The sequence below is a fragment of the Singulisphaera chitinilytica genome, from assembly GCF_049331405.1.
In the GTDB taxonomy this organism is placed as follows: Bacteria; Planctomycetota; Planctomycetia; order Isosphaerales; family Isosphaeraceae; genus PoT.
This window is the reverse complement of record NZ_CP186274.1, coordinates 9,698,186-9,721,177: the sequence shown is the minus strand read 5'-3', so window position 1 is coordinate 9,721,177 and position 22,992 is coordinate 9,698,186. Positions and strand designations below refer to the sequence as shown.

The window sequence follows — 22,992 nt, the reverse complement described above, 5'->3', positions numbered from 1 at the left end:
TTAGCCCCAATGCCCCGCAGTTAGCCGTAATCTCGAGGTCACCTTGCGTTCCGAGGGTGCTTACCCGTCCCCAGAACACAAGGAAGCCTCGATGGTTCGGACGCCATTGGGTTGCCGCGACGCCGCGGACGCCCCAACCCTTTCGGGAGGCGATAGTTATCCTTACCCGAGGGGCATATGAGCTAGGCCGACTCGGCGGCGGCCCTTGGCAGCGCGGGGGCCTCGGCCCGCTTCTGGCGGAGCCGTCGGGAGGGGCCGAGGGTCTCGATGAAGCCCCGGATCGAGAGGGGCTCGCCGCGGCCGGCGTCGTAGACGAGGGCCGCGAGCCTCGTCGCGGCGAAGGCGCCGAGGGCGTGCAGGGCGAGGCTCGCGAGGAAGGTCTGGACAAGGCCCTTGTCGATGTAAATGTTGATGCTCCAGAGTTCGAACGGCAGTTGCATGCGCTTCTCCCAGGGGATGCCCGACATGGCCACCCTGATATCGAGCGGGGAGGCGAGGGAGAACCACTCCACGAACGGGGTGACCCCGGCCACGTAGATTGCCGTGCTCGAGCCGGCGAGCCGGCCGATCAACTCGAGCGGCACGAAGAAGAGGCCGAAGAGGTTCGTGAAGCTGAGGATCAGGAACGTCGAGAGCATGGCCCGCTCGGTGCTCCGGGTCGCCATCGAGCAGAGGACGCCGACCGCCGACGCATACCAGAAGAAGACGACCAGCCCCAGCGTCGCCGCCACGATCCCGAGCGGGTGGATTGCCCCCGCGACCAGACCCAGGAGCCAGAGCGGCACGAGGAAGAGGGCCAGCCCCCGCATCTCGCGGACGGTGCCGAAGACCTTGGCCCTCGCGATCTCGAGGCCGGTCAGAGGGGTCGTCCCGAGGCTCACCCAGGTCCCCCGCTCGCGCTCGCCTGAGATCCTCGACGCGGCCGAGGTCATGACCCCGACCAGGCCGACGAGGTAGAGCAAGGCGGTCATGCTCCGCAACATCTCGTTGAGCTGCTCTCGCCTCCATTCCGACACCACCGCGTGGACTTCCCGGAGGCTCGACCACTGCTCCGTCAACGCCTCGAGGGCTGGGTTCAGCAGGCTCGCCGCCATCACGATGCCGAGAAGGATGCAGGTCACCCAGGCGACCGGCTTCGAGTAACGCGAGGACGCATAGCGTTCCTTCCAGCGCATCGGGTCATCCTCGATCGGCCGGCGTGCGTGCGCGGGGGATCGTCCCTCATCGAGGGGCTTCACGCGGCCTCGCCTGCCCAAGCCCAGGCGGATCGGCCGCAGGCAGGCCACGCTCAGGGCGACAAACAGAGCCGTCGCGATGGACAGGATCGCGATGACTGTTGGGAAGCTCTTCGCCAGGCCCGCCCAGGCCCACGAGACGTTCGCCGGGCTGTCGTAGAGTTGGCTGACGACGACCAGGAAGAGCCCCCAGCCAGCGGATGCGGGGTTGCTCAGCAGCAGGGCCTCGTCGAGCTTCGTCAGCCAGGACAGGGCCTTCGGCAGCCCCAGCAGCGTGGGCTCCAGCCACTTTGGCAGGAGGAGCCAGGCCCCCATCAAGAGGTATGTCAGCAAGGTCGCCTCGCGAGGGCGGGCGACGAGCGTCGAGATCAGCAGGGCGAGGGACGTCACGAACCCGGCCAGCACCACGAGCAGCAGGTAAGCCCGGACGACCACCGCCAGGTCCAGCAGGCCGAGCAGCGTCATCGGCAGGACCATCGGGAGGCCGGAGCCGATGACGATCAGGACCCGGACCAGCCTTGCGCCGAGCTTGCCGAGGATGATGGATCGACTCGAGATCGGGGTGGTCAGGACCTCGAGCATGTTCCCCCGCCGATCCTCCTCGGCGATCGCCCCGGCCACCCACGCCGGCAGCACCGCGGCGAGCAGGACCCCCTGGGCCCAGATGAGCTGCATAAACACGACGCCGGGCAAGCGCCGCAACTGATGCAGCGAGAGCCCCCGCGTGTTGGTCCAACGCCCGCTTATCCAGAGGGCCTGGACGTTCCAGGCGATCAGCAGGAGCATCAGCCCCAGCGCGACACGGATGATGTAGTGGGCTCGCCCTCGGGCCACGCGACGCAGCTCATGGCGGAAGATGGGATTGTCGAACATGCGTCGATTCCAGGCGGCCGCGAGACTCGATCGGCCGGGGCATGATCGCCCCGGCCTTGGTTGTTGGTCACGACTTTTGTCGTAGGTTCGATTCTACGCGATCCCCCCTCGATTTCCAGGCCAAGTTTCTCCGATCGGTGGGGCGGGCTGTGATAGGGCTCTCGCTTGGTATCGTCCCCGAGCCGGCAGTGCCGTTCGTGCTGGGGAAGGCCTAGGTCAGCAAGTTGCCATTCAACGTTTGATGGATGATTCGGGTGCTTTTGGATTGGATGAAGCCTCACGCTCTCTCTCGGATGCCTTGGCCTTGGATTCGATGAGATCCCAGGACAGGGCCTGCCATTCTCCGGATTCTTTATTGTAGTAATACTGGTTTTTCGAGTCTTCGTAGCCGTCACCCCAGAGTGTTGTGATCGCCCGAGGAGTACATCCCTTCTCCAGTTCCAGCACACTCCAGGGTTTCTTCTCGTTCAAACCATGATACGAATAAATTTTGTTGTCGATGATGTATTCGGCATTGAATCCAGAAATGCGTGGAGTCGCACTTGATTTCGCGGGAGGATCTAGGGCCTGCGAAATCCATTCGGCTTTGGGCAAGCAGAAAACGGCCACCTCCCGTATCTCCGCCCCTTCTAGCGAAGGTGCAACGAGAACCGTGGAACTGGACGGGGTCGCCTTAAGTCCTTGTGGAGCCGTATAGCGGAACCATTTTTTATGTAAATTTGCAGGGGCTTGTGAGCTATTTATCCAGATTAAAAATTGATTCTTATCTGACGGACTGATTAGCGTGAAGTACTCTTTCGGGATGGCCGTAATTCGATCGGCCGGTTTGGACTGAACGGCTTTAGCGTCGCTTTCGCCTGGGGTAGGTGCCTTGTTCTCCGCCACTTCGCTCGGAGGTGGAGCCTGGGCAGGCGCGGCGGCGTCCTGGTTCAACTGCTTCAAGATGGCCTTCACCCGCGACAATTCCCTCTCCAACTCGGCCTGCCGGACCTCCAGGCTTCTCGTACGTTCGCGGATCAGGCCGAGCGGGACGTCGGGGTTGCTGGCCGGCTTCTCCGCGGCCTTGCCCTGCTTCGTCTCCGGGACTTGACCCTCATGCTGGGCGAGGGCACCGGCCCCGCCGACGGCGAGGGAGGCGGTGACGACGATCGCCGCGAGGCCTTTGAGCGTGTTCGAGAACATGGTCAGTCTGACTCCTTCCGCCAACGCGATGGCTCCGGCCGAGACCTTCCCGGCCGCTTGAGTGAGCGTTCCTGTTGATACAAGGGCCCTGGTCGATTCGACCAGGGCTGCGGGGACGACCTCGGGGGCGAGGGCCAGGCCGAGGGGGCTCGTCGCGAGGGCCAGGCCCCGGCGGTCGAGACGATGGCGCAAGCGGGCTCTCGCCCAGGCCATGCGGGTGTGGACCGTGCCGACGGGACAGCGCAGGCGATGCGCGGCCTCCTCATGCGTCAGGCCTTCGAGGTAGCAGAGGACGATCGGGAACCGGTACTTCTCCGGGAGCCGGCCGATCTCCTCGTCGAGGACCCAGCGCAAGGCGATCTGATCGGGATCCCCGGCCGGTGATTCCATCAGGGCGAGTGCCTCGATATCCGAGTGCTCGCGGAGCCGTCGGCGATGAGACTGGGCCCTCGCCCGGAGCGCGACCCGGCGGGCGACGCCGTGGAGCCAGGGGCCGAGTTGCTCGCCGTCTCGAATAGAGCTCGCCTTCCTGACCAGGAGGAGGAAGGTGGCCTGGAAGGCATCCTCGACGTCATGCGGGTCGTCGAGCATCCGCCGGCAGAGCCCCAGCACCATCGGCCCGAAGCGCTCGACCAGGGCGGCAAACGCCCCCGGATCACGCCCCGTCGCGAACCGCTCGAGGAGCCGGCCCGGCGAGACGCCCCCGAGGGAACCCTCGCCGAAGAGGCGGTCCATGTCTCTCAGGACCTCTCCGTTCCCGCCGCGAACCATGATCCTGCCTCCCCTGCTCCTCCGGGACGAACCGCATTCACCTTCAATACTGCACGGACCGGGGACGTTCCATTTGCCGAAATCTCGGAAAATGTGGCCGAGCGAGGACGAGACCTCCGCGTAGGGGCGAACACCCGCGGGATAAGGCGGTGTGAGAGGCCGGTCAATGGAAAGGTCCCGCACCTCGACGACGTGTCGTGAGATGCGGGACCGGATTCATTCGGGCGGTGTGCTATGGGCCGAGGCCAAGGGCTCAGCGGGCGGCGCCGGCGATGGCCTTGAGGTCGTCGATGACGAGGTAGTGGCCGTGGTCGGCGGTGACGATCATGGCCGACTCGTCCCAGTTGCTGTTCTTCTCGACCCAGTCGACGATGACCTGGATGGCGGCCTCGCCGCTGTAGACGGCGCCCACGGCGTTGTCCAGGTTGTTGGAGTGCAGAGCGTAGTCGACGTCTCCGGACTCGACGAACAGGGCGAAAGGCTTCTTGGGGTCGGCGGTGAGCACGGTCAGGGCGGCCTTGGTCATGTCGGCGAGGGTGGGCTGCTCGGCGACCTCGGCCGCTGTGTAGACCTCGGCCCTGCCGTTGCCGTCGGGGGCGGGGTCGAACTTGCCGTCGGCGGTCCGATACGGCAGGTGGCCGAGCTTCGCCGAGCCGTAGAGGCCGAAGAGGCGCTTGCCGTTGGCCTTCGCGGTCTCGGCGGCCGCGATGAGGGCCTTGCCCCCCTCGACCCCGGGCGTCGTCTGCGCGACGACGTACTTGCCGCCGTTCTTGACGTCGATGGCCGCCTTATCGGCGTCGGCGATGTAGATATTGCCCGAGACCGCATCCTTGCCCTGGGCCAGGGTCGACTTCGCGTTCATCTCCTGGCCGAAGCCCGTGCCGAGGACGACGTCGAGGCCCGGGTGGATCTTGTCCTTGTGCGTCTGCTGGCAGATGCTCGACAGCCCGAGCATGTCGCGGGCGAGGTCCTGGTAGTCGTCGCGGTCGACGTTGTGCGCGTACATGGCGGAAGGCGACGCGTGGTCGAACGGCACGCTCGTCGCGGTGCCGAGCTTCCAGCCGTCGGCCTGGAGCTGGTGGAAGAGGGTCGGGATGAAGCGCCCGTCGTCCCCGACATTGACGCCGCTGTTATAGGCCTTGACCCCGCTGGCGAACTCCGCGGCGCTCGTGGACGAGTCAGTGTAGGCGTGCAGGATCGCCCCGACGTCCTCCACCCCCTTGCGGTCGGAGTTGCTGGCCCCCTGCCCCTTGAAGTAGCCCGGGGCCTTGGGCCCGAGCGGCCCGAGGGTCCACGGGTTCGGCCCGGCGATCCGGACGTCGTAGCCCCCCGTGAGGCTGTCGGGGGGGATCTGGACGGTCTGCTCGTCGACGTTGGTCGTGTTCTTGTCGTGGGTGGGGCTGGTCACGTAGAAGCCGAACTTGGCCGTGCCGCCGGTCGGATCCGCCTGGAAGTTGAGGCCCTCCCCTTTGCCCTCGGTGTAGACCTTGCCCGACTTCGCCACGGCGGCCGCCTGGGTCGTCACCCAGTCCATCCCGTCGAACCAGACGATGAACAGATGCTTGACCCCTCGGGCGACGGCGTCGCGCTGGACCTGGTAGAGGTCGCTCTGGTCGGCGTATTCGGCGTCGGGGTTCAGGGTGTTCTCGGGGCTGAAGCCGTAGAGGGCCTGGAGCTTGGCCGAGTCGCGATAGCGGCTGTTCGCCCCGGTGACGGCGTCGATGCTCACCTTCTTACCGAACGTGTAGAAGGGGATCAGCCGGTTCGAGTGGCTCGTGTGGTTCGAGAAGACGTTGCCGGCCCCCTGCGATCCGAAGTGGTAGGGCCGTTCCGCCTTCTCCTTGGCGTTGGCGATGTTGGCGGCCTGCATTTCCTTGAGCCGGTCCTGGGCGTGAGTCATGGTCCACGGGGCGGACCCGACCATGAAGATCGCGGCGGCATGGAGCCAGGGGGCGACCGGGGCGGGAAGGAACGGGCGGAAACTCACTGGCAACTCCCCAAAGCGAAGGTGTCGGCTCATCCTGCGGCCCGCGCGGACTGCTCGCCTGGCGCCGGCCGACGACGTGGTCTTGTGACTTTCGGTGCGCGTCGAATCTATCAAAATGCCCGTGAGAATCGAAGGGTCACGAGCCCTCTCGCCGATTTCCTTCGTCCTGGCCGCATCCGGGTCCGAATCGCGAACCCTGGCGCCATTCGTTGAATCGCGGTGGCCGGCGCGACCCTTCGGCCCGCTCCAGTCGTCTCAGGACGAATAGCGGGCCCCTCCGCCCTCGCCGTTCTCGAATCCAGGGGTGAAACGGGTTGGCTTGACCCGCCCGCGGATGCACAATAGGGGGAGGGGCCGACCGGGATCAAAAGTCCAGTAGATACTCTCCATAGCGGAGGCGACCTGGTGCTTCGTGACGTATTGGCGATCGTCCTGGCGGGGGGGCGGGGATCACGCCTGGAACCGCTCACGCGCGATCGGGCCAAGCCGGCCGTCCCGTTCGGCGGGATCTACCGGATCATCGACTTCACCCTTTCGAACTGCCTGAACTCCGACCTGCGCAAGATCCTCGTCCTGACGCAGTACAAGGCGGTGAGCCTGAACCGGCACATCGACCAGGGGTGGAAGTTCCTCTCCAGAGAGCTCGACGAGTACGTCGAAGTCATCCCGCCGCAGCAGCGGATCGCCGAGTCCTGGTACCAGGGGACGGCCGACGCCATCTACCAGAACGTCTACACGATCGAGAAGGCCGCGCCCCGCGACACCCTGATCCTGGCCGGCGACCACATCTACAAGATGAATTATGCGGACATGATCAAGTTTCACCGCGATCGCCGCGCGGACTTGACCATCGCCTGCCTCCCCGTCCCCCGCGCCCAGGCGGCCGAGTTCGGCGTCATGGACGTCGACGCGGAGGGCCGGGTCCTCAGCTTCCTCGAGAAGCCCAAGGACCCGCCGTCGATGCCGGACAACCCCGAGCTGAGCCTGGCGTCGATGGGGATCTACGTCTTCGCCACCGACGTGATGTACGAGCGGCTCTTCCAGGACGCGGCGAGGAAGGAGGCGAGCGCGCACGACTTCGGCAAGGACATCATCCCGTCCATGCTGGCGAACTCGAGGGTCTTCGCCTACCCGTTCCGCGACGAGAACCGCAAGCAGGCCGCCTACTGGCGAGACGTCGGCACGCTCGACGCCTACTACCAGACGAGCATGGACCTGATCCAGATCGACCCGATCCTGAACCTCTACGATCGCGAGTGGCCGATCCACACGTATCAGCCGCCCATGCCCCCGCCCAAGTTCGTCCACACCGACCCCGACCGCCGCGGTGCCGCCTTGAATTCGATCGTCTGCCAGGGGGCCATCGTCTCGGGGGGCCAGGTCTATCGGAGCATCCTCTCCCCCGGCGTGAGGATCAACAGCTATGCGTTGGTCGAGGACTCGATCCTCTTCGACCACGTCGAGGTCGGCCGCCACGCCAGGATCCGACGCGCGATCATCGACAAGGACGTGAAGATCCCGCCCGGATTCGAGATCGGCTGGAACCGCGCGGCGGACCTCGCCCGTGGGCTGACCGTGACGGAAGAGGGGATCACCGTCGTCGCCAAGAGCGAGGACCTCGAGCGGTTCATGCCCCAGGGGGGATGATCTTCGAGTCTTTGTCGTCGAGATCGGGCCAGTCGGGGGCGAACGGAGGGACGGCGAGCCTGGCGAGGTGCTCGTCGATCCCCTCGGCCTTGCGGTAGAGGTGGTGCTGGAGCTTCGACGAGTCCCCGACCCGCTTGCTCCGCTCGGCCTGCCAGCGCAGGAGTTCTTGCGCCGTTTTTTGATCGGCGTCGACCGGCCCTTCGGCGGCGGTCGCCTCGTCGAAGGTGGCGTGGGGGACGGGGACGAGCTGGCCGAGGCTCTCCCCCCCGGTGAACTCGACCGTCCCCGGCTCGACGATCTTCCAGTTCAGGGTGAACGGGTAGTTGAGCCACCAGGTCTCGATCACCCCTTCGAGCGGGGCGCAGTTGGCCTTCCAGCGGTTCCCTGGGCCCTTCAGATACAGGTTCCAGCCGGGGGACGTGCGGAAGAGCCAGGGCGTGGCGAAAGTGACGATGCCCGAGCCGAACTGGCTCTGGATCACGGGCGCATAGCGAAGATCGACCTCGACCCGGAGCCCTCGGCGATCGGGCGAGCCGTCCCAGGTTACGACGAGGTCGGTCGGGCAGAGGACCTGCCAGCCCCACTGATTGGCCATGACCAGCGGCAGGCACTGGTACGACTGGGGCGCCTGGTCCATCCAGTACCGCCTCGGCGGTGAGGGTCGGAGCCCCCAGCCGAGCGTCCAGGGCTCGTTCGAGATCCGCAGGGCCCGCAGGCTCAGGGTCGGTGGTCGGCTCTCGGCGACCTCGAGCCGACGCTCGAGCTCGGCAACGCGCTCTTCAAGCCGGCGGCAACGCTCGGCCTGACTCTCGGGCTCGGGATGCGGGCTCATTCGTGGTGCCCCTCCGTGGTGCCTGGCCTCGGCTCACTCCGGTTCTTGCGGCTTTGGCACCCACGACTGGACGAAGCCGGGGACGCCGACCTTGACGAGGTGGTCGTCGATCCCTTCCGCCTTGCGGTAGAGGTGATGGGTCGTCACCGGATCCTTGGCGCGACGGTTCCGCTCCTCCTGCCATTTCAGGAGCTCGGCCGCGATCTCGGGCTCCTCGCTCAGCGGTGCCTCGATGGCCGACGCGTTCTCGAAGGTGGCATGGGGCACCGGCACGAGCTGGCCGAGGCTCTCCCCCTTGGCGAACTCGACCGTCCCCGGCTCGACGATCCGCCAGTTGAGCGTGAACGTATAATTGAGCCACCACGTCTCGATGACCCCTTCGAGCGCCACGCAGTTGGGCTTGAAGCGGTTCCCGGGCCCCTTGATCATGATGTTCCAGCCGGGGGACGTGCGGAACAACCACGGCGGGGAGAAGGTCACGAGCCCCGAGCCGAACTGGCTCTTGATGACGGTCGCGTACTGGGGGTCGACCTCGACGCGGACCCCGCCGGGATCGGGGGAGCCGTCCCAGGTGGCGCGGAGGTCGGTCGGGCAGAGGATCTGCCAGCCCCACTGGTTCGCGACGACCAGGGGGAGGCACTGGTAGGCATACGGCCCCTGGTCCATCCAGTACCGACGCGCCGGCGACGGGCGGAGCTGCCACCCCTGCCCCCACCCCTTGACGACCATCCGGAGCGCCTTGATCGTGAACGGGGCGTCGACCTGCCTGGACTCGGCGAGCTGCTTCTCGAGCTCGGCGATCCTCGCCTCGAGCGCCTCGCGGCTGGGCCCGGATTCGGCCTCGGCCGCCTCGGGGACGGGTTCGTTGGACTCGACGCTCATCGACGTCTCCCCGGAGGAGCCTTCATGGATTATGACGAGGATCCGACGCGAGGCGACGATAGCTTTTTCCTGAACACTCGTCAACGCTGACAGATGTCCGAGTTGAGTCGAGACTCCCCGACTGATGCCGGTCGAGCGTCGCATTTCGTCGCGAGGCTCGCGGGTTCGACCCGGCCTCAGACCTTCTTCGATGAGTCGAAGCGGCCCTTCCCCGCCGGGTAGACGCCCCCCACGAACAGCGAGAGCCAGAGCGAGAAGCGGTGGGCCAGGCCGACGCGTCGCCAGCCCCCGTCTCCCACGGTCTTGCCACCGAGCGGGGGGACCGACGCGGGGGCGTCGCCGGCCTGGAATGGGGCGATGTCATTCGCCGGGATGTTGGAATCGATACTCATTGGCAATCGTCCTCGCCAGTTGAGTCTTCGCGAAATCGAGCGGGGAACCGACACGTCCTCTCTTTAACTATTATTACGCTCGGGAGGGCGTCGTGTTCGAAGAGGATCCGGGCCGAACGGCCTGACCGGGCACGGGGGTTGCCACCTTCGGGTCTCTTGTGGTTGATTCGAGGTGGAAGGGCCGGGAGCTGCGCGGCTTCAACGATCAGGATCGCAAACCGCCCGCGCGGAAGACCGGCCCAACGGAGCACTCGCGATGTCGACACGCGTTCGTTGGCTGGGGCACTCGTGCCTCCTGTTCGAGACTCAGGGCAAGCACGTGCTGGTGGACCCATTCCTGACGGGGAACCCGAAGGCCGCGGCGCAGGCCGAGGAGGTGCCGGCCGACCTGATCCTGCTCTCGCACGGGCACGGCGACCACGTGGGCGACACCGTGGCCATCGCCAAGCGGACGGGCGCGACGGTCGTGACGAACTACGAGATCGGCGAGTGGCTCAAGGCCCCCGCGCAGGGCCTGGAGAAGGTCCACGGGATGCAGCACGGCGGCGGACTCCACTTCGAAGGGATCGGCCGGGTCAAGCTCACGCTCGCCTTCCACGGCTCGGTCCTCCCCGACGGGACCTACGGCGGCAACCCCTGCGGATTCCTCATCAAGTTCGATGACGGCACCACCGTCTACGACGCGGCCGATACCGCCCTCTTCAGTGACATGGCCCTGATCGGCGAGGAAGGGGTCGACCTCGCCCTGCTCCCGATCGGCGACTATTACACGATGGGACCCGACGACGCCGTCCGCGCGGTGAAGCTGATCGGGCCGAAGGCCGTCATGCCCATCCATTACAATACGTTCGGGCCCATCGTCCAGGACGCGAAATCCTGGGCCGACAAGGTCCGCGGCGCGACCAAGGCCGAGCCGGTGGTGCTGGAGCCGGGCGACTGGTACGAGATCAAGTGATCGTCACGCGTCCGGCTCAGGATGCGACGGTGCCGACCTGCTTGTTGTTGATGACGATCGCCCCGTCCCGCACGCTCGAGCCCGCCGGCAGGTTCGAGTTCAGGACGTAGGCCCTGGCGCCGATCGTCGAGTTGGCCCCGATCGAGGAGCCCTCGACGACGGCCGACGAGCCGATCGTGACGTTGTCCTCGATGACGACCTTCACCCCCTGGGCGCCGAGGATCACGGCATGGTCGCCGGCGATCAGGCCCTGGCCGATCGAGATCGGCGAGCTCGTGCCCGAGGTGATCGGGCCGGTCGTGCTGCCGAGCGGCGAGGTGATCGTCACCCCGTTGCCGATCCTGGTGATCGGGCCGATGTTGATCGGCTGCCCCTGATCCCCCAGGATCGCGTCGTGGATGCCGAGGTTGGCCGCCACGTCGCTCGCCTTGTCGTAGAAATTCACCTGCCCGGTGACGCGCGCCGGGAAGTTGTAGAGCAGGCTTTGAGCCTGCTGCCCCATCGGCGCGGCGAACGTGGGGGAGCCGGAGGACGGCTCGAACGAGACGGTCGCGGAGCCGGGCTCCGGCCCCGCCCCCGTGATCGTCGTCAGGTTGCCCTGGAAGACGCCCGAGGCCAGTGGCGTCGACGTGATCCCCCCCGCGCCGAAGTTGCCCGTCGCCGAGTTCCCCTGGTAGAGCGTCGCGTATCCCTGGGCCAGCGACTGGTGGATCGAGATCGTCTGCGAGGCCTTGGTCAACTCGCCCGCCGTCAGCGTCACGACCTTCCCCAGCGCGGGGTCGGAAGCCTCGGCGTTGCTCGTCACATCGACGCCCGGCAGGACGCGGACGCCGGTCGGGACCGTCACGCCGGGCTCGACCTTCGCGAGCGCCGAGACGACCGCGCCGGGCTGGACCGTGGCGCCGTCGATGACGGCGTTCGGCCCGATGATGGTCGGCTTGCTCGTGTTCGGGAAGGCCCCGATGGTGCTCGGCCCCGAGACCGTCGCCCCGAAGCCGATCGATACGTTGGAGCCGATCAAAACGCTCGTCGTCGGCCCTCGACGGCCCGTCGGGTTGCTGAGGATGTTGGCGTTGGCCTGGATGTTGGATCCGCTGCCGATCTTGATCATCCCGGTGGAGGCGTCGAGCAACGCATACGGCCCGAGGTAGTTCTTGTACCCAGCCAGCACGTGCCCCGCCTTGACGAGCTTGGCCGACGGGTCGACGAACGTCACGAGCTTCGACGACGCCTGGAAGGGGGAGATCGGCGTGTTGGGGGACTTCAGCGAGACGCTGAACGGGCGCAGGAAGGGCTTCTGGGCGTTCGCCGGGTTCACCTGCGGGACCGTGCTCAGCAATAAACGCCCCTCGACGGCCTCCGCCTGGGGCCGAAACACCACGCTCCGTCGCGGTCGAAGTCGATCCATGAGAAATCACCGAGCGAAAAATGAGGGGCGGGCCATCGCATCGCCGGGAGGGGCGGACGGCCTCGAGCCTGGTCTCAGATCCCCAAATACCATCGTCCGAGGCCGCGGCTTCCCTCCCATTGAAGGACGAGGCGCCTCGTGAGCCCGGCAGCTCCCGCCGGTCGGGGGCGAGGTATTCGGGGGTTTCTGTACTTAGCATCGACCGCCATATCGCTATTCTTTCCGGCAGGACCCGGGGAATGATCCGTTTTGGCGGCATGATCGGCAAAATCGTCCCGGTCGAATCGCCGGACCGAGGAAGGGGTTGGGCCTTCGACGACTAGGGCCTCGCCGCCACTCGGCTAGCCGATCGCGGGGCTTTCTATTAGCGTGGGGCGGACCTCGTCCCGATCGTGAATCCCGGGGCCTCGCCCTCGGTGGACGGCGGCGCTCCTGAATATGTGTCCGTTTTCATGGGATCTTCGATGAGCATTCCCCCGGCCGGTAAGGATACCCCCGTGAACTTCCCCTGGGGCGTGGGGGGGAGCCTGGAACTCGCCCTGCCCTCCGACTGGACCAAGGTGGAGGTCGCCTGGCCCGACCTGTCGGGGACCCTGGACGATTACCCGTCGAGCCTGGCGGCGGCCCTCGACGCTCCCCTCGGCTGCCCGCCCGTCGAGGCTCAGGTGAAGGCCGGGTCGCGCGTGGCGATCGTTGTCGACGACCCGTCGCGCTGGACCCCCGTCCGCGAGGCCCTGCCCCACCTGCTCCGCCGGCTCCACGAGGCGGGAGTCCGCACCGAGGACGTGACCATCAGCGCGGGGGTCGGGCGGCACCACGCGGTCGACGACGCCTCGATGCGGGGCCGGGTCGGCGACGCCGTGGTGGACACGTATCGCTGCTTCAGCCCGCCGGTGGACGACCTGTCTTCTTACGTCTCCCTGGGCGAGACGCCGCAAGGGGTCCCGGTGCGGGTCTTCCGCCCGGTCGCCGAGGCCGACCTCCGCATCCTGATCGGCTCGGTCCTGCCGCACTTGCAGGCCGGCTTCGGCGGCGGCTACAAGCTGATCTTCCCGGGGACGAGCCATCGTTCGACCCTGGGGGCCCTGCACCGCCAGGGCTTGAACCCGCAGGAGGCCGGGCGGCTCCTCGGCGGCGAGGCGTCCGGGAACCCGATGCGACGCGCGATCCGGGCGGCGGCGGGCATGCTCGGCCCCTGCGTCTCCATCAGCCACCTCCTCGGCGCCCCCGGGCAGATCCTCCGGGTCCTGGCCGGGCATCCCGACCCGGTGCAGGACGAGCTGTCCGCCGAGGCGAGGCGGCGGTTCCAGGCCCCCGACGCCCCGCCGGCCGACCTGATCGTCGCGGGCAACCACCCCTGGCCGGGCGACCCGATGCAGAGCTTCAAGGTCCTGTTGCAGCATCGAGCCGCCACGAGGCCGGGCGGGGTCCTCGTCGGCTACTTCTGGACCGACCCCGAGGAGATGGACCGCTCGGTGCCGATGCCCTGGCTCCGCACGATCTCCGCCTCGGGCAATGCCGGCGGCTGGACGATCCGCCGGGGCGTCGCGATGGCCAGCCGCCTGCTCTCCACGATCGGCAGCCCGCACGCCTTCCTCCTGGGCTGGGCCAGGGAACTTGTGGTCGACCGCACGGTGCTCGTCTACGCCCCGCCGCTCGCCGAGCGCCTGGGCTCGCACCTGGGGCCGATCCAACTCTTCTCCGACCAGGGAGCCCTCTGGAAGGCCGCCCGCAAGGCCCTCGCCGACGTGCCGGAGCCGAGGATCCGCGTCTTCCCCCAGGGGGGGCTCACCTTCGCCCCTGAGCGTCACCCGGCCGGGCAAAGTTCCTGAGCGACTCGGGTCGGACCGCGACGGAATTCGAAGCTCCGACAACTCTCGTTCGGCGAGACCGGGGCGCGGTATGATGGTGGTGGGCGATCGACCCTCGAGGCCGAGGGGTGGGGCACCCTTCGGCCGGCCTCCGCATACCGGGTGAGAAGTCCCCGGCCTTGATCCACGAGATCCACGATGAGTGAAGTCTCTTTGATTCCGCTGGGGGTCGGGGAAGCCTTTGCCGGGCGGCGCTACACCGCCTCGATGGTCGTCGGCGTGGACGGGGAATGGCTCCTATTGGAGTGCCCCCACCCGATCCGCAAGATGCTGATCGAGGGCTCTGAGGCGGCCGGCATCCCGCTCGACCTCGACCGCATCAGCGCCCTGGCCGTCAGCCACCTGCACGCCGACCATTGCTCGGGGCTCGAGGATTACGGCTTTTACAGCTATTTCATCCTCAAGCGTCGGGCCCAGCTCCTGATGCATCCGACAGTCTCGGCCAAGCTCTGGTCGGGGCTCCTCTCCGCCGGGATGGGGGAGATGCTCATCGACCGGTCGAAGCCCCCCTTGACGTTCGAACTCTCCGACTTCTTCGACCTCCAGGCGCTTTCGGAGACGAGCGCCGTGACCTCGGGGAAGTTCGCGATCGAGTGCCGCCCCACGATCCACCCGGTCCCGACGACCGCCTTCCGCATCAAGGCCGGCGGCCGGACCCTCGCCTTCAGCGCCGACACGGCCTTCGACCCCGACCTCATCGACTGGCTCGCCGAGGCCGACCTGATCGTGCATGAGGTCACGATGCACGCCGAGTCCCCCGTCCACACGCCGTACGAGAAGCTGATCGCCCTCCCCTCGTCGGTCCGCGACAAGATGCGCCTGATCCACTACTCCGACGACTTCGACCTCGAATCGAGCCAGATCGAGCCCCTGCACCAGGGGCGGCTCTACCGCGTCTGAGCGGCCGTTCGTCGTCGTCCCCGGCGACAACGGCGGTTGCAGACTCTCCCTGTCGCGGCTAAGGTGATGCCTCTCCCACGGCGGCGAAGGATCGTCGGGCGTCCGGATGGGGCGGCGTCCGCGCGAAATACTCAGGGATTCGAGGCTCGTCGATGCGTGTCTTAGCGACCGGAATCACGGGGTTTGTCGGCGGGCACCTGGCCGAGCACCTGATCGAGGCGGGGGACGAGGTCGTGGGGCTCTCCGCCTCGGGGCGCTGGCCCGAGGAACTGGCCGGGCTCTCGTCGATGGTCCCGCTCGAGCGCATCGACCTCGCGACCGCGGGCACGGATGAACTGGCCGCCCTGCTCGCCCGCACGAAGCCCGAGGTCGTCTACCACCTCGCCGCGCAGTCGAACCCGCAGAGGAGCGTCGCCGACCCCCGGGGCACCTGGGACCTCAACCTGGGCGGGACGTTCACCCTGCTCGAGGCCGTGAAGGCCTCGGGCCTCAAGCCTCGGATCGTGCTGGTCGGCTCGGGCGTCTGCTACGGCAACCCGGCCCCCGAGCACCTGCCCGTCTCCGAGGCCTGCCCCTTGCGCCCGAACAACGCCTACTCCGCGAGCAAGGGGGCGGCCGACCTGCTCGGCGTCCAGCACTACCTCTCGCACGGCACCGACGTGGTCATGGCCCGCCCGTTCAACCACGCCGGCCCTCGCCAGGCGTCCATGTACGTGCTGAGCGCCCTGGCGAGGCAGGTCGCCGAGGTGGAGGCCGGGCGCAAGGCCCGCGTCGAGGTCGGGAACCTCGAGGTCGTCCGCGACTTCACCGACGTCCGCGACGTCGTACGCGCCTACCTGATCCTGGCCGAGAAGGGGCAGCCGGGCGAGATCTACAACATCGGCACCGGCCAGGGGACCAAGATCGCCGACGCCCTGGCGACCCTCACCTCCCTGACTCACACCCCGGTCGACGTCTTCATCGATCAGGCGCTCGTCCGCCCCGTCGACCAGCCGCTGCTCATCGCCGACTCGTCCAAGCTCCGCGCCTCGACCGGCTGGGAACCCCGATTCTCGATCGCCCAGACCCTCGAAGACATGCTCGCCTACTGGCGAGGCATGACCGCACGCGTCGCCTGAGCCCGTCTCCGCGACCCGCCGGGCCGCGATGACGACAGGCACCGTCCGGCCCTGCCCATCCCCGATGCGGAATGCTTGAGCCCGGTCGAGAAAGCACGCGATCCCGCAGGCTTTCCGCTGTGAGGCGGACTTCCGCTGTCTTATACAGGAATGCCGGCGTGGGGGATTCCCTCACCGGGGATTCGCGGAGATTTTCCCAGACTTCCTATTTTACTTCCCGGCGGGTAAAAGTTGTCCTATGATTGAGAACCTAAGCTCCATTAATCAAGGCCGATAATAGGGAATACGGTGATGCTTTCAAATATACACATGCAGGAGATATTTGTCGTATTTTCGTGTTATCTGGCGATGGTGGGCCTCGTCACCCTGGCGATTTCCTTTGCCAACCGGAACATCCCCGGCATCGGGCAGTGCGGGGCGGGAATCCTCCTGCTGGCGATGGCGTTCCTCTCGATCGTCATCCGGGAGTACTTCCCGGAGGACTGGGTCATTTTCCTGACTCATGCCGCATTCCTCTTCGGCGTCCTGGCCATCTGCCAGGGCCTGCGGGTCTTCCGGGGACGGCCGCCCATGTCGGGGCCGTTCCTCACGATCGGGACATTGGCGTCCCTCTCGGGTTGCGCCTATTCCCTGTTCGTGTTGGAAGATACGGCGTGTCGCATCGCCTCGGTCTCGTGGTGGCTGGCCGTGATCATGTTCCGGGGGGCGGTGGCGATGGCCGGGGACGTCCCGCCGGGTGACCGCCCGGCCTACTGGGGGACGGCGCTGGCCGTGGGGGTGGATGCCCTGTTACTGTCATTCCGCACGGGATTTGCGCTGATGACCGACATGGGGGCCGAGGCTAACCCGACGAACCCCGTGGAGATCTTCGTGGCCCTGGGGATCAGCCTCTCGACGGCCCTCGCGGTCCTCGGCATTTTCGTCTCGATCAACCTGAGGCTGCGACGCGAGATCGAGTCGCTCGTCATGGTCGATCACCTGACGAACCTGTCGAATCGACGCCATTTCGAGCAGTGTTACTCCCGGGCGATGCTGCGAGCGTCCCTGCGGAGGCAACGCCTGGCCCTCGTCTACATGGATCTCAACGGCTTCAAGGGGATCAACGACCGATTCGGCCACGAGGCGGGAGACGAGGCCCTGAGGGTCGTCGCCGACCGCATCTCCGGGGTCGTGCGTCGCACCGATTGCCTGGCCCGGCTCGCCGGTGACGAATTCGCCCTCCTGCTGGAGAACGTGAACTCGCGTGACGAGGTGGCGAGGCTCGTCAGGCGCATCCGGGAGGTCGTCAACGCCGAGGCCAACCTGGACGGCAACCGCGTCATGCTCTCTGTGAGCTGCGGGGTCGCCATGTTCCCCGAGGACGTCGACGACGCGACGCACCTCCTGCGCAAGGCCGACGCCTCGATGTATGCCGAGAAGCGCATCCGTTTCCCCTCCCGAGTCGGCTGACCCGCCTCGCTTCGCATCCACCCTGACCCAGGTTCGACAACGACGTTGGACCGAACGCCCTAAGAAAAGCGCGAGCCAAGGCCTACCCCATAGGCCATTCAACTCGAACCTTCGATGTCGGTCCCTCGGTGCGATCGTCGCTCCTGGATGGTCCAGTAGGCCAGGATGATGAGGATCAGGACGGCCATGGCGACCCGGACGCCCGCCAGGATCCGAGCCGGGATGGGCAGGCCCACGCCCGTGCGTTCCAGGATCACAAAGAGCGCCTGAGCGGCGACCAGCACGAAGAAGGCGGGCTTGATCCAGGGTCGAGGCGTCATCGAGCGGCTCCCGGAGGGGTTGGAGTCGGCGGTCAATATTATCAAAACGTATCCACCTTGATCATGCAATCGGGGAGGAGACCGGCGCATCGGGGCGAGATCCAGTAGCCCCCGCCACGGAGATCCGCACGTTCCCGCGCCGGGCCGGCCGTGGCTCATTGTGAGATGGTTGGCTGGGGTATATGATGGGGCGCCCGGAAGTGCGGATGGGAGAATCGTCGATCCGGATCGCGTGGCGTTGCCGGGGCTGACCCGCGAGAGGTCGGGGGCGCGCGGCCTGCCGCTCGAGAGCCGACTACCTACTTCCTTCGAATGCCGCAGAACTTCTTGCCCGTTTGAAACTATCGTGATCCTCCGGCTCGGGTGGTTGTGCGCTTGGGTTCCCGGTGAGGGTCGGGCCGGATCATTGGGTTCGAGAGATCGTGTTGCGCCATGGCAAAGACGAGCGATTACCTAGCGTTGGACTACGGCGCCGAGAGCGGCCGCGGACTCCTGGGCAAGTTTGACGGCGAGCGGCTCGCCCTGGAGGAGATCCACCGCTTCCCCAACGGCCCGATTCGGATGCTCGACACTCTCTACTGGGACCTCCCCCGGCTCTTCGACGAGGCCAAGACGGCGCTCCGCAAGGCGGCCGCCTCCTACCCCGACCTCGACGGCGTCGGCGTGGACACCTGGGGGGTCGACTTCGGCCTGATCGGCCGCGGCGACACCCTGCTCGGCAACCCGGTCAACTACCGCGACGCCCGGACCGAGGGGATGCTCGAGGCCGCCTTCCGGCGCGTCTCTCGCGAGCGGATCTACGAGATCACCGGGCTCCAGTTCCTCCAGTTCAACACGATCTATCAGCTCCTGGCGCTCAAGATGGCGAACTCGCCGCTCCTCGAGAGCGCCGAGACCATGCTGATGATCCCCGACCTCTTCGCCTGGCTCCTCACCGGGCGGCGGGCCGGCGAGCGGACGGATGCGTCGACCACTCAGTTGCTCGACCCGAGGTCCGGCACCTGGTCGGATGCGCTCTGCAATGACCTCGACCTCCCGCGTCACATCCTGCCCGAGCTGATCGACCCGGGCACGGAGATCGGCCCGATCCGCAAGGCCCTGGCCGAGGAACTCGGGATCTCCAAGACCCTGACCGTGCTCGCCCCCGCGACGCACGACACGGCGAGCGCCGTGGCGGCGGTCCCGGTGGTCCGACCCGCCGGGGTCATCGACGTGATCGGCCCTCCCGACTGGTGCTACCTCAGCTCCGGGACGTGGTCGCTGCTCGGCGTGGAGGTCCCCAAGCCGATCATCACCGCCGAGACGCTCGAAGGGAACTTCACGAACGAGGGGGGCGTCGTCGGCACGACCCGCCTGCTCAAGAACATCATGGGCCTCTGGCTCGTCCAGGAGTGCCGCCGGACCTGGGCCCGCGCCGGGCGCGAGTTCTCGTACGACGAGCTGCTCAGCAAGGCGGAGGCGGCCAAACCCTTCACGGCCTTGGTCGACCCCGACGACACGTCGTTCCTCGCCCCGGGCGACATGCCCACCCGGATTGCGGCTTTCTGCAAGAAGACCGGCCAGCCGGTCCCGCAGGACGAGGGGGAGTTCGTCCGCTGCGCCCTCGAGAGCCTGGCGCTCAAGTATCGCTGGACGATCGAGCGACTCGAGAAGATCATCGGCGGCCCGATCAAGACGATCCACGTCGTCGGCGGCGGGGCCCGCAACACCCTGCTCTGCCAGTTCACGGCGGACGCCTGCGGCCGGATGGTCCTCGCCGGGCCGGTCGAGGCGACCGCGGCCGGCAACGTCCTGCTCCAGGCGATGGGCCGAGGCCGGATCGGCACCCTCGCCGACGCCCGCGAGATCGTCGCCCGGTCGTTCCCCGTGACCGTCTTCGAACCCCGCCAGACCGACGTCTGGGAAGGGGCCCAGGCCAAGTTCGCCAAGCTCCTCTCGGCCTGAGCGGACAGGACCTCGCCCGGCTCCATGCCGATCTCGGTTCGAGTTCGGCATGGGGCGGGCCCAAGCCGCGATACTCTGCTTCGGCCCCCCGGCGGCCTCCCCCGCCATGAAGGCAACCTCTCTTCAGGTCATAGAGATCGCCCAAGGAGGATTCCGGATGAGTCAGGCGCCCAAGCCCGGGACGATCGGCTGGATCGACCTCACCGTGCCGAATGCCGAGGAGGTCCGCGACTTCTACAAGGCCGTGGTCGGCTGGACCGCGTCCGAGATCGACATGGGGGGTTACAGCGACTTCTGCATGCACCCCGCGACGGGCGACGAAGGCGAGGCCCCCGTCTCCGGGATCTGCCACGCACGCGGGACGAACGCCAGCCTGCCCCCGGCCTGGCTCGTCTATATCACGGTCGAGGACCTCGACGCGAGCGCGCGCCTCTGTCAGGAGCTCGGTGGCAAGATCCTGCTGGGCCCCAGGGACTCCGGCGGCGCGGGCCGTTACTGCGTCATCGAGGATCCGGCCGGGGCCGTCGCGGCGCTCTTCTGCCCCGCCCCGCCACCGGCCTCGTGAGTTAGCGTTTCGGGACGTGGGTCCCGCATTCCCGGCAGACGACGGCCCCCATGTGGACGGGCCTCCGGCAGCGCGGGCAGAGGCGCAGGCCGGCCTCCTCGCGGACCGCGGCGGTCGCGGCCGGTGCCGGGGCGGCAGGCGCACCCTTACCGGCGTGGCGCTGGGCCCACTCGTCGAGGATCTTGAGGTCGGCCTCGTTGAACTCGTCGGTGTTGGCCTCGGGATGAGAGGTCGCCAGGAGTGAGCTGGACGTTGAGGTGGGGACGGGGACGACCCGCCCGCAGTCGGGGCACTTGCCCGCCTGGGGGTTCCCCGTCGCCCTGACCTTGAGCCTGCGCCCGCAGGGGCACGAGAACCGGATGAACGAATCCGGGTCGGGGGACTGAGCCACTGGCGTGCTCCGACGGACCTTGATGCGCGCGTCGCACTTCGGGCAGACGACCCGCTCGGGGCCGTCGGCCGGGACGCTCAGGGTATGGCCGCAGCGGCAGGTCACTCGAGGCACGAGGCTACCCTTCCACTCTCGAAACGCCAAAAAAAAGGGGGAATCGACGACCCGATCCGGGACGCGGTGAGGCCTCAGGCCTGGACGACGTTGAGCGCGGCCGGGCGCACGAGCTTGTCGAGCGGGACGAGCGTGTTCAGGCTCCCGGATCGGAACCCTTCGAGGTCGAGGGTCACGAACTTGAAGCCGAACTCGCGGAAGGCCGGGATCAGGCGCTCGCGCATCTCGACGGTGGCGAGCCTGGGGAGTTCCTCCAGGGGCACCTCGATCCGGGCCATGTCCCCCTTGTGGTAGCGGACGCGGACGATGCGCATCCCCTGGGCCCGCAGCCACTGCTCGGCCTGGTCGATCATCTTGACGCGTTCCGGCGTCACGGATTCGCCGTAGGCCACCCGGCTCGAAAGGCAGGGGGTCGCCGGCTTGTCCCACGTGGGCAGGTCCCAGGCCTTGGCCAGGGCGCGGACCTCGGCCTTGCCCAGGCCGCACTCCTGGAGCGGGTGCCGCACGCCGTTCTCGCCGGCGGCCTTCATGCCGGGGCGGTGGTCCCCCGCGTCGTCGGTGTTGGCGCCCGAGGCGATCGCGTCGACCCCGAGTTCTCCCAGGAGGCCCGAGAGCCGCCCGTAGAGCTCGCTCTTGCAGAAGTAGCAGCGGTCGGTGCCGTTTCGCAGGTAGTTCGGATCCGCGAACTCCTCGGTGCGGATCACCCGATGCCGGATCCCGATCCGGCGGGCGAGTTCCTCGGCTTCCTCGAGCTCGCCGGCGGCCAGGCTGTCGGAGACGGCGGTCACCGCGACGGTTGCGTCGCCCAGGGCGATCTGCGCCGCCTTGGCGACGACGGTGCTGTCCACGCCACCGGAGTAGGCGACGGCCACCCGCCCGTAACCCCGCAAGGTTTCGACCAATCGGTCGCGACAGGCGCTCAGTTCGGGGTCGTTCCACGCGCTCAAGGCACACCTCCCTCACAGAGCCGCTCATTCCACGGTCGCGATAGCCCCACCATTGTAGGGCCCCCGGTGCTTCGCCTCAAGACACGAGCCGGCGAGTCGCCCCACGCGACCGATCGGCGATGCTTGCCGAACTTCCCCCCCGGGCGCCGAACGGGTCCTTGCATACGTTCATGGAGGTGCGGGTCGACCCGACGGCGATCCCTCTCGATCCTGCCGGATGCCTGGACGCGCCGGGAGGGGCCTTCAGGATTCGCAATGTTCACGAGAACAAGAATGCATGATTGGAATAAAACGAAGTGCGTTCACATGGCGGCGCCCAGGAATGCGCGAAGCTGTGTGCATCTCTTCCCGGCAGGCCTCTCCCGGAATCAGGGCATGCCAGGACCGCTGAGAGGCTCGCGATGGCCCGTGAATCCTGAGTCATTTTCTCGAAAAGGTGGGACAGGATCGGAGGGGATAACGCCGACTCCTAAAGAACTCCTTTCCACGGACGCTTTTGATTTCATTTGTGATCGCGAGCGAGCTCCACCAGGGTGAGTGGGTCCGAGCCTGTTGGATATGGGACGAACGGCGATGTTCCACGCATGCTCAGTTGATTGATTCGCTCGAATGAGGCGAGACGATTGAATGCCTCGCGCGTCCTTTGACGCGTGCCGCATTCCCGTGATGGGGTTCGTGAGCACGATTGTCGTCGGCCCCGACGCCGGGCCGGTGCGCGTGCACGTTTCGGCGATTCGTCGCGATAAACCGACAGGTTTCCGCCCGCGCGATCGAGTTCCAGGGCTCGCCGAGGCCAGAGGTAGGCGTCGGCATCTGCCCCTCAGGCGGACTTAACCCCCCATCGTGCCCGGCAAGAGAACGAGAATCATGCTCTTCGCTTACTTCGCCCCCGAAACGACCCTACCCCTGGCATCGACGGCGGCCGCCGCGGCCGGAGTCGTCATGATGTTCGGGAAATCGGCCCTTCGCGTCCTGAAGGGCATGATCCGGTCCAGGTTCGCGCCGGCCGCACCTGCCGGCTCGGGCGCGGACGCCCGCAACTTGCCTCCGGCTTGACTGCCCCGGGGCGAGCGCGGATCGTCGCGGCCCTCGATCGCGAGGGTCGAGGCCCGATGATACCTCCGCGCGCATTGTGAGCACGCCTCGAGCCATACCGCGATCGCTCCGCCCCTTGCCTCGATCCTAGAATTTGCACAGATAAGTTCCGGA

19 protein-coding genes are annotated in these 22,992 nt (G+C 67.2%); 9 read left to right on the top strand and 10 right to left on the bottom strand.

Annotated features, from left to right (window positions below; translation table 11 throughout):
• Window positions 1-182 precede the first annotated feature (182 nt).
• The 3 genes from ACOYYX_RS37850 to ACOYYX_RS37840 all read right to left on the bottom strand — a co-directional run bounded on the left by ACOYYX_RS37850 (window position 183) and on the right by ACOYYX_RS37840 (window position 6,048).
• Window positions 183-2,108, bottom strand: a complete 1,926-nt coding sequence (locus ACOYYX_RS37850) for an ABC transporter permease subunit (protein ID WP_422927824.1) — start codon at window positions 2,106-2,108, stop codon at window positions 183-185.
• Between the two features lie 231 nt (window positions 2,109-2,339).
• Entirely contained in the window at window positions 2,340-4,061 is a 1,722-nt protein-coding gene (locus ACOYYX_RS37845) for an RNA polymerase sigma factor (RefSeq protein ID WP_422927823.1), read from the bottom strand.
• 253 nt (window positions 4,062-4,314) lie between these two features.
• Window positions 4,315-6,048 carry an alkaline phosphatase gene (locus ACOYYX_RS37840; RefSeq protein ID WP_422927822.1) on the bottom strand — a complete coding sequence of 578 codons (1,734 nt, stop codon included), beginning with the start codon at window positions 6,046-6,048 and terminating at the stop codon, window positions 4,315-4,317.
• Window positions 6,049-6,453: 405 nt separating this feature from the next.
• On the opposite strand from ACOYYX_RS37840, the gene glgC reads away from it, so the two are divergent.
• Window positions 6,454-7,695 (top strand): glucose-1-phosphate adenylyltransferase, encoded by a 1,242-nt coding sequence (gene glgC, locus ACOYYX_RS37835; RefSeq protein ID WP_422927821.1) that lies wholly within the window; start codon window positions 6,454-6,456, stop codon window positions 7,693-7,695.
• Here the strand turns inward: glgC and ACOYYX_RS37830 are convergent.
• The 3 genes from ACOYYX_RS37830 to ACOYYX_RS37820 all read right to left on the bottom strand — a co-directional run bounded on the left by ACOYYX_RS37830 (window position 7,676) and on the right by ACOYYX_RS37820 (window position 9,801).
• Complete coding sequence (locus ACOYYX_RS37830) at window positions 7,676-8,527, bottom strand: DUF6065 family protein (RefSeq protein ID WP_422927820.1); 852 nt, start codon at window positions 8,525-8,527, stop codon at window positions 7,676-7,678. The genes glgC and ACOYYX_RS37830 overlap by 20 nt on opposite strands.
• A 33-nt stretch (window positions 8,528-8,560) precedes the next feature.
• Window positions 8,561-9,409: a DUF6065 family protein gene (locus tag ACOYYX_RS37825; protein ID WP_422927819.1), complete on the bottom strand. Its 849-nt coding sequence runs from the start codon at window positions 9,407-9,409 to the stop codon at window positions 8,561-8,563.
• Between the two features lie 176 nt (window positions 9,410-9,585).
• Window positions 9,586-9,801, bottom strand: a complete 216-nt coding sequence (locus ACOYYX_RS37820; protein ID WP_422927818.1) for a hypothetical protein — start codon at window positions 9,799-9,801, stop codon at window positions 9,586-9,588.
• A gap of 256 nt (window positions 9,802-10,057) precedes the next feature.
• Here ACOYYX_RS37820 and ACOYYX_RS37815 point away from each other — a divergent pair, with 256 nt between their 5' ends.
• Window positions 10,058-10,756 (top strand): metal-dependent hydrolase, encoded by a 699-nt coding sequence (locus ACOYYX_RS37815; RefSeq protein WP_422927817.1) that lies wholly within the window; start codon window positions 10,058-10,060, stop codon window positions 10,754-10,756.
• Between the two features lie 16 nt (window positions 10,757-10,772).
• Here the strand turns inward: ACOYYX_RS37815 and ACOYYX_RS37810 are convergent, their stop codons facing one another.
• On the bottom strand, window positions 10,773-12,164 hold the full coding sequence (locus tag ACOYYX_RS37810) for a DapH/DapD/GlmU-related protein (RefSeq protein WP_422927816.1): 1,392 nt from the start codon (window positions 12,162-12,164) through the stop codon (window positions 10,773-10,775).
• A 464-nt stretch (window positions 12,165-12,628) separates the two neighbouring features.
• Here ACOYYX_RS37810 and ACOYYX_RS37805 point away from each other — a divergent pair, with 464 nt between their 5' ends.
• From ACOYYX_RS37805 to ACOYYX_RS37790, 4 genes are all read left to right on the top strand, one after another.
• Window positions 12,629-13,996 carry a lactate racemase domain-containing protein gene (locus tag ACOYYX_RS37805; protein WP_422927815.1) on the top strand — a complete coding sequence of 456 codons (1,368 nt, stop codon included), beginning with the start codon at window positions 12,629-12,631 and terminating at the stop codon, window positions 13,994-13,996.
• 177 nt (window positions 13,997-14,173) lie between these two features.
• Complete coding sequence (locus ACOYYX_RS37800; RefSeq protein ID WP_422927814.1) at window positions 14,174-14,935, top strand: MBL fold metallo-hydrolase; 762 nt, start codon at window positions 14,174-14,176, stop codon at window positions 14,933-14,935.
• 152 nt (window positions 14,936-15,087) lie between these two features.
• Complete coding sequence (locus tag ACOYYX_RS37795) at window positions 15,088-16,053, top strand: GDP-mannose 4,6-dehydratase (RefSeq protein WP_422927813.1); 966 nt, start codon at window positions 15,088-15,090, stop codon at window positions 16,051-16,053.
• Between the two features lie 291 nt (window positions 16,054-16,344).
• Entirely contained in the window at window positions 16,345-17,502 is a 1,158-nt protein-coding gene (locus ACOYYX_RS37790) for a diguanylate cyclase domain-containing protein (RefSeq protein WP_422927812.1), read from the top strand.
• Between the two features lie 98 nt (window positions 17,503-17,600).
• On the opposite strand, the gene ACOYYX_RS37785 is transcribed toward ACOYYX_RS37790, so the two are convergent.
• The gene (locus tag ACOYYX_RS37785; RefSeq protein ID WP_422927811.1) at window positions 17,601-17,822 is read right to left on the bottom strand and encodes a hypothetical protein; all 222 of its coding nucleotides are present in this window, start codon (window positions 17,820-17,822) and stop codon (window positions 17,601-17,603) included.
• Between the two features lie 432 nt (window positions 17,823-18,254).
• On the opposite strand from ACOYYX_RS37785, the gene ACOYYX_RS37780 reads away from it, so the two are divergent.
• Entirely contained in the window at window positions 18,255-19,766 is a 1,512-nt protein-coding gene (locus ACOYYX_RS37780) for a rhamnulokinase (RefSeq protein ID WP_422927810.1), read from the top strand.
• 157 nt (window positions 19,767-19,923) lie between these two features.
• On the top strand, window positions 19,924-20,331 hold the full coding sequence (locus tag ACOYYX_RS37775; RefSeq protein ID WP_422927809.1) for a VOC family protein: 408 nt from the start codon (window positions 19,924-19,926) through the stop codon (window positions 20,329-20,331).
• 1 nt (window position 20,332) lies between these two features.
• Here the strand turns inward: ACOYYX_RS37775 and ACOYYX_RS37770 are convergent, their stop codons facing one another.
• Both ACOYYX_RS37770 and larE read right to left on the bottom strand, forming a co-directional pair.
• On the bottom strand, window positions 20,333-20,836 hold the full coding sequence (locus ACOYYX_RS37770; protein ID WP_422927808.1) for a hypothetical protein: 504 nt from the start codon (window positions 20,834-20,836) through the stop codon (window positions 20,333-20,335).
• Between the two features lie 74 nt (window positions 20,837-20,910).
• A complete protein-coding gene (larE, locus tag ACOYYX_RS37765) occupies window positions 20,911-21,783 on the bottom strand; it encodes an ATP-dependent sacrificial sulfur transferase LarE (RefSeq protein ID WP_422927807.1) in 873 nt (290 codons plus the stop codon).
• A gap of 867 nt (window positions 21,784-22,650) precedes the next feature.
• Here larE and ACOYYX_RS37760 point away from each other — a divergent pair.
• The gene (locus ACOYYX_RS37760) at window positions 22,651-22,839 is read left to right on the top strand and encodes a hypothetical protein (RefSeq protein ID WP_422927806.1); all 189 of its coding nucleotides are present in this window, start codon (window positions 22,651-22,653) and stop codon (window positions 22,837-22,839) included.
• Window positions 22,840-22,992: the final 153 nt, after the last annotated feature.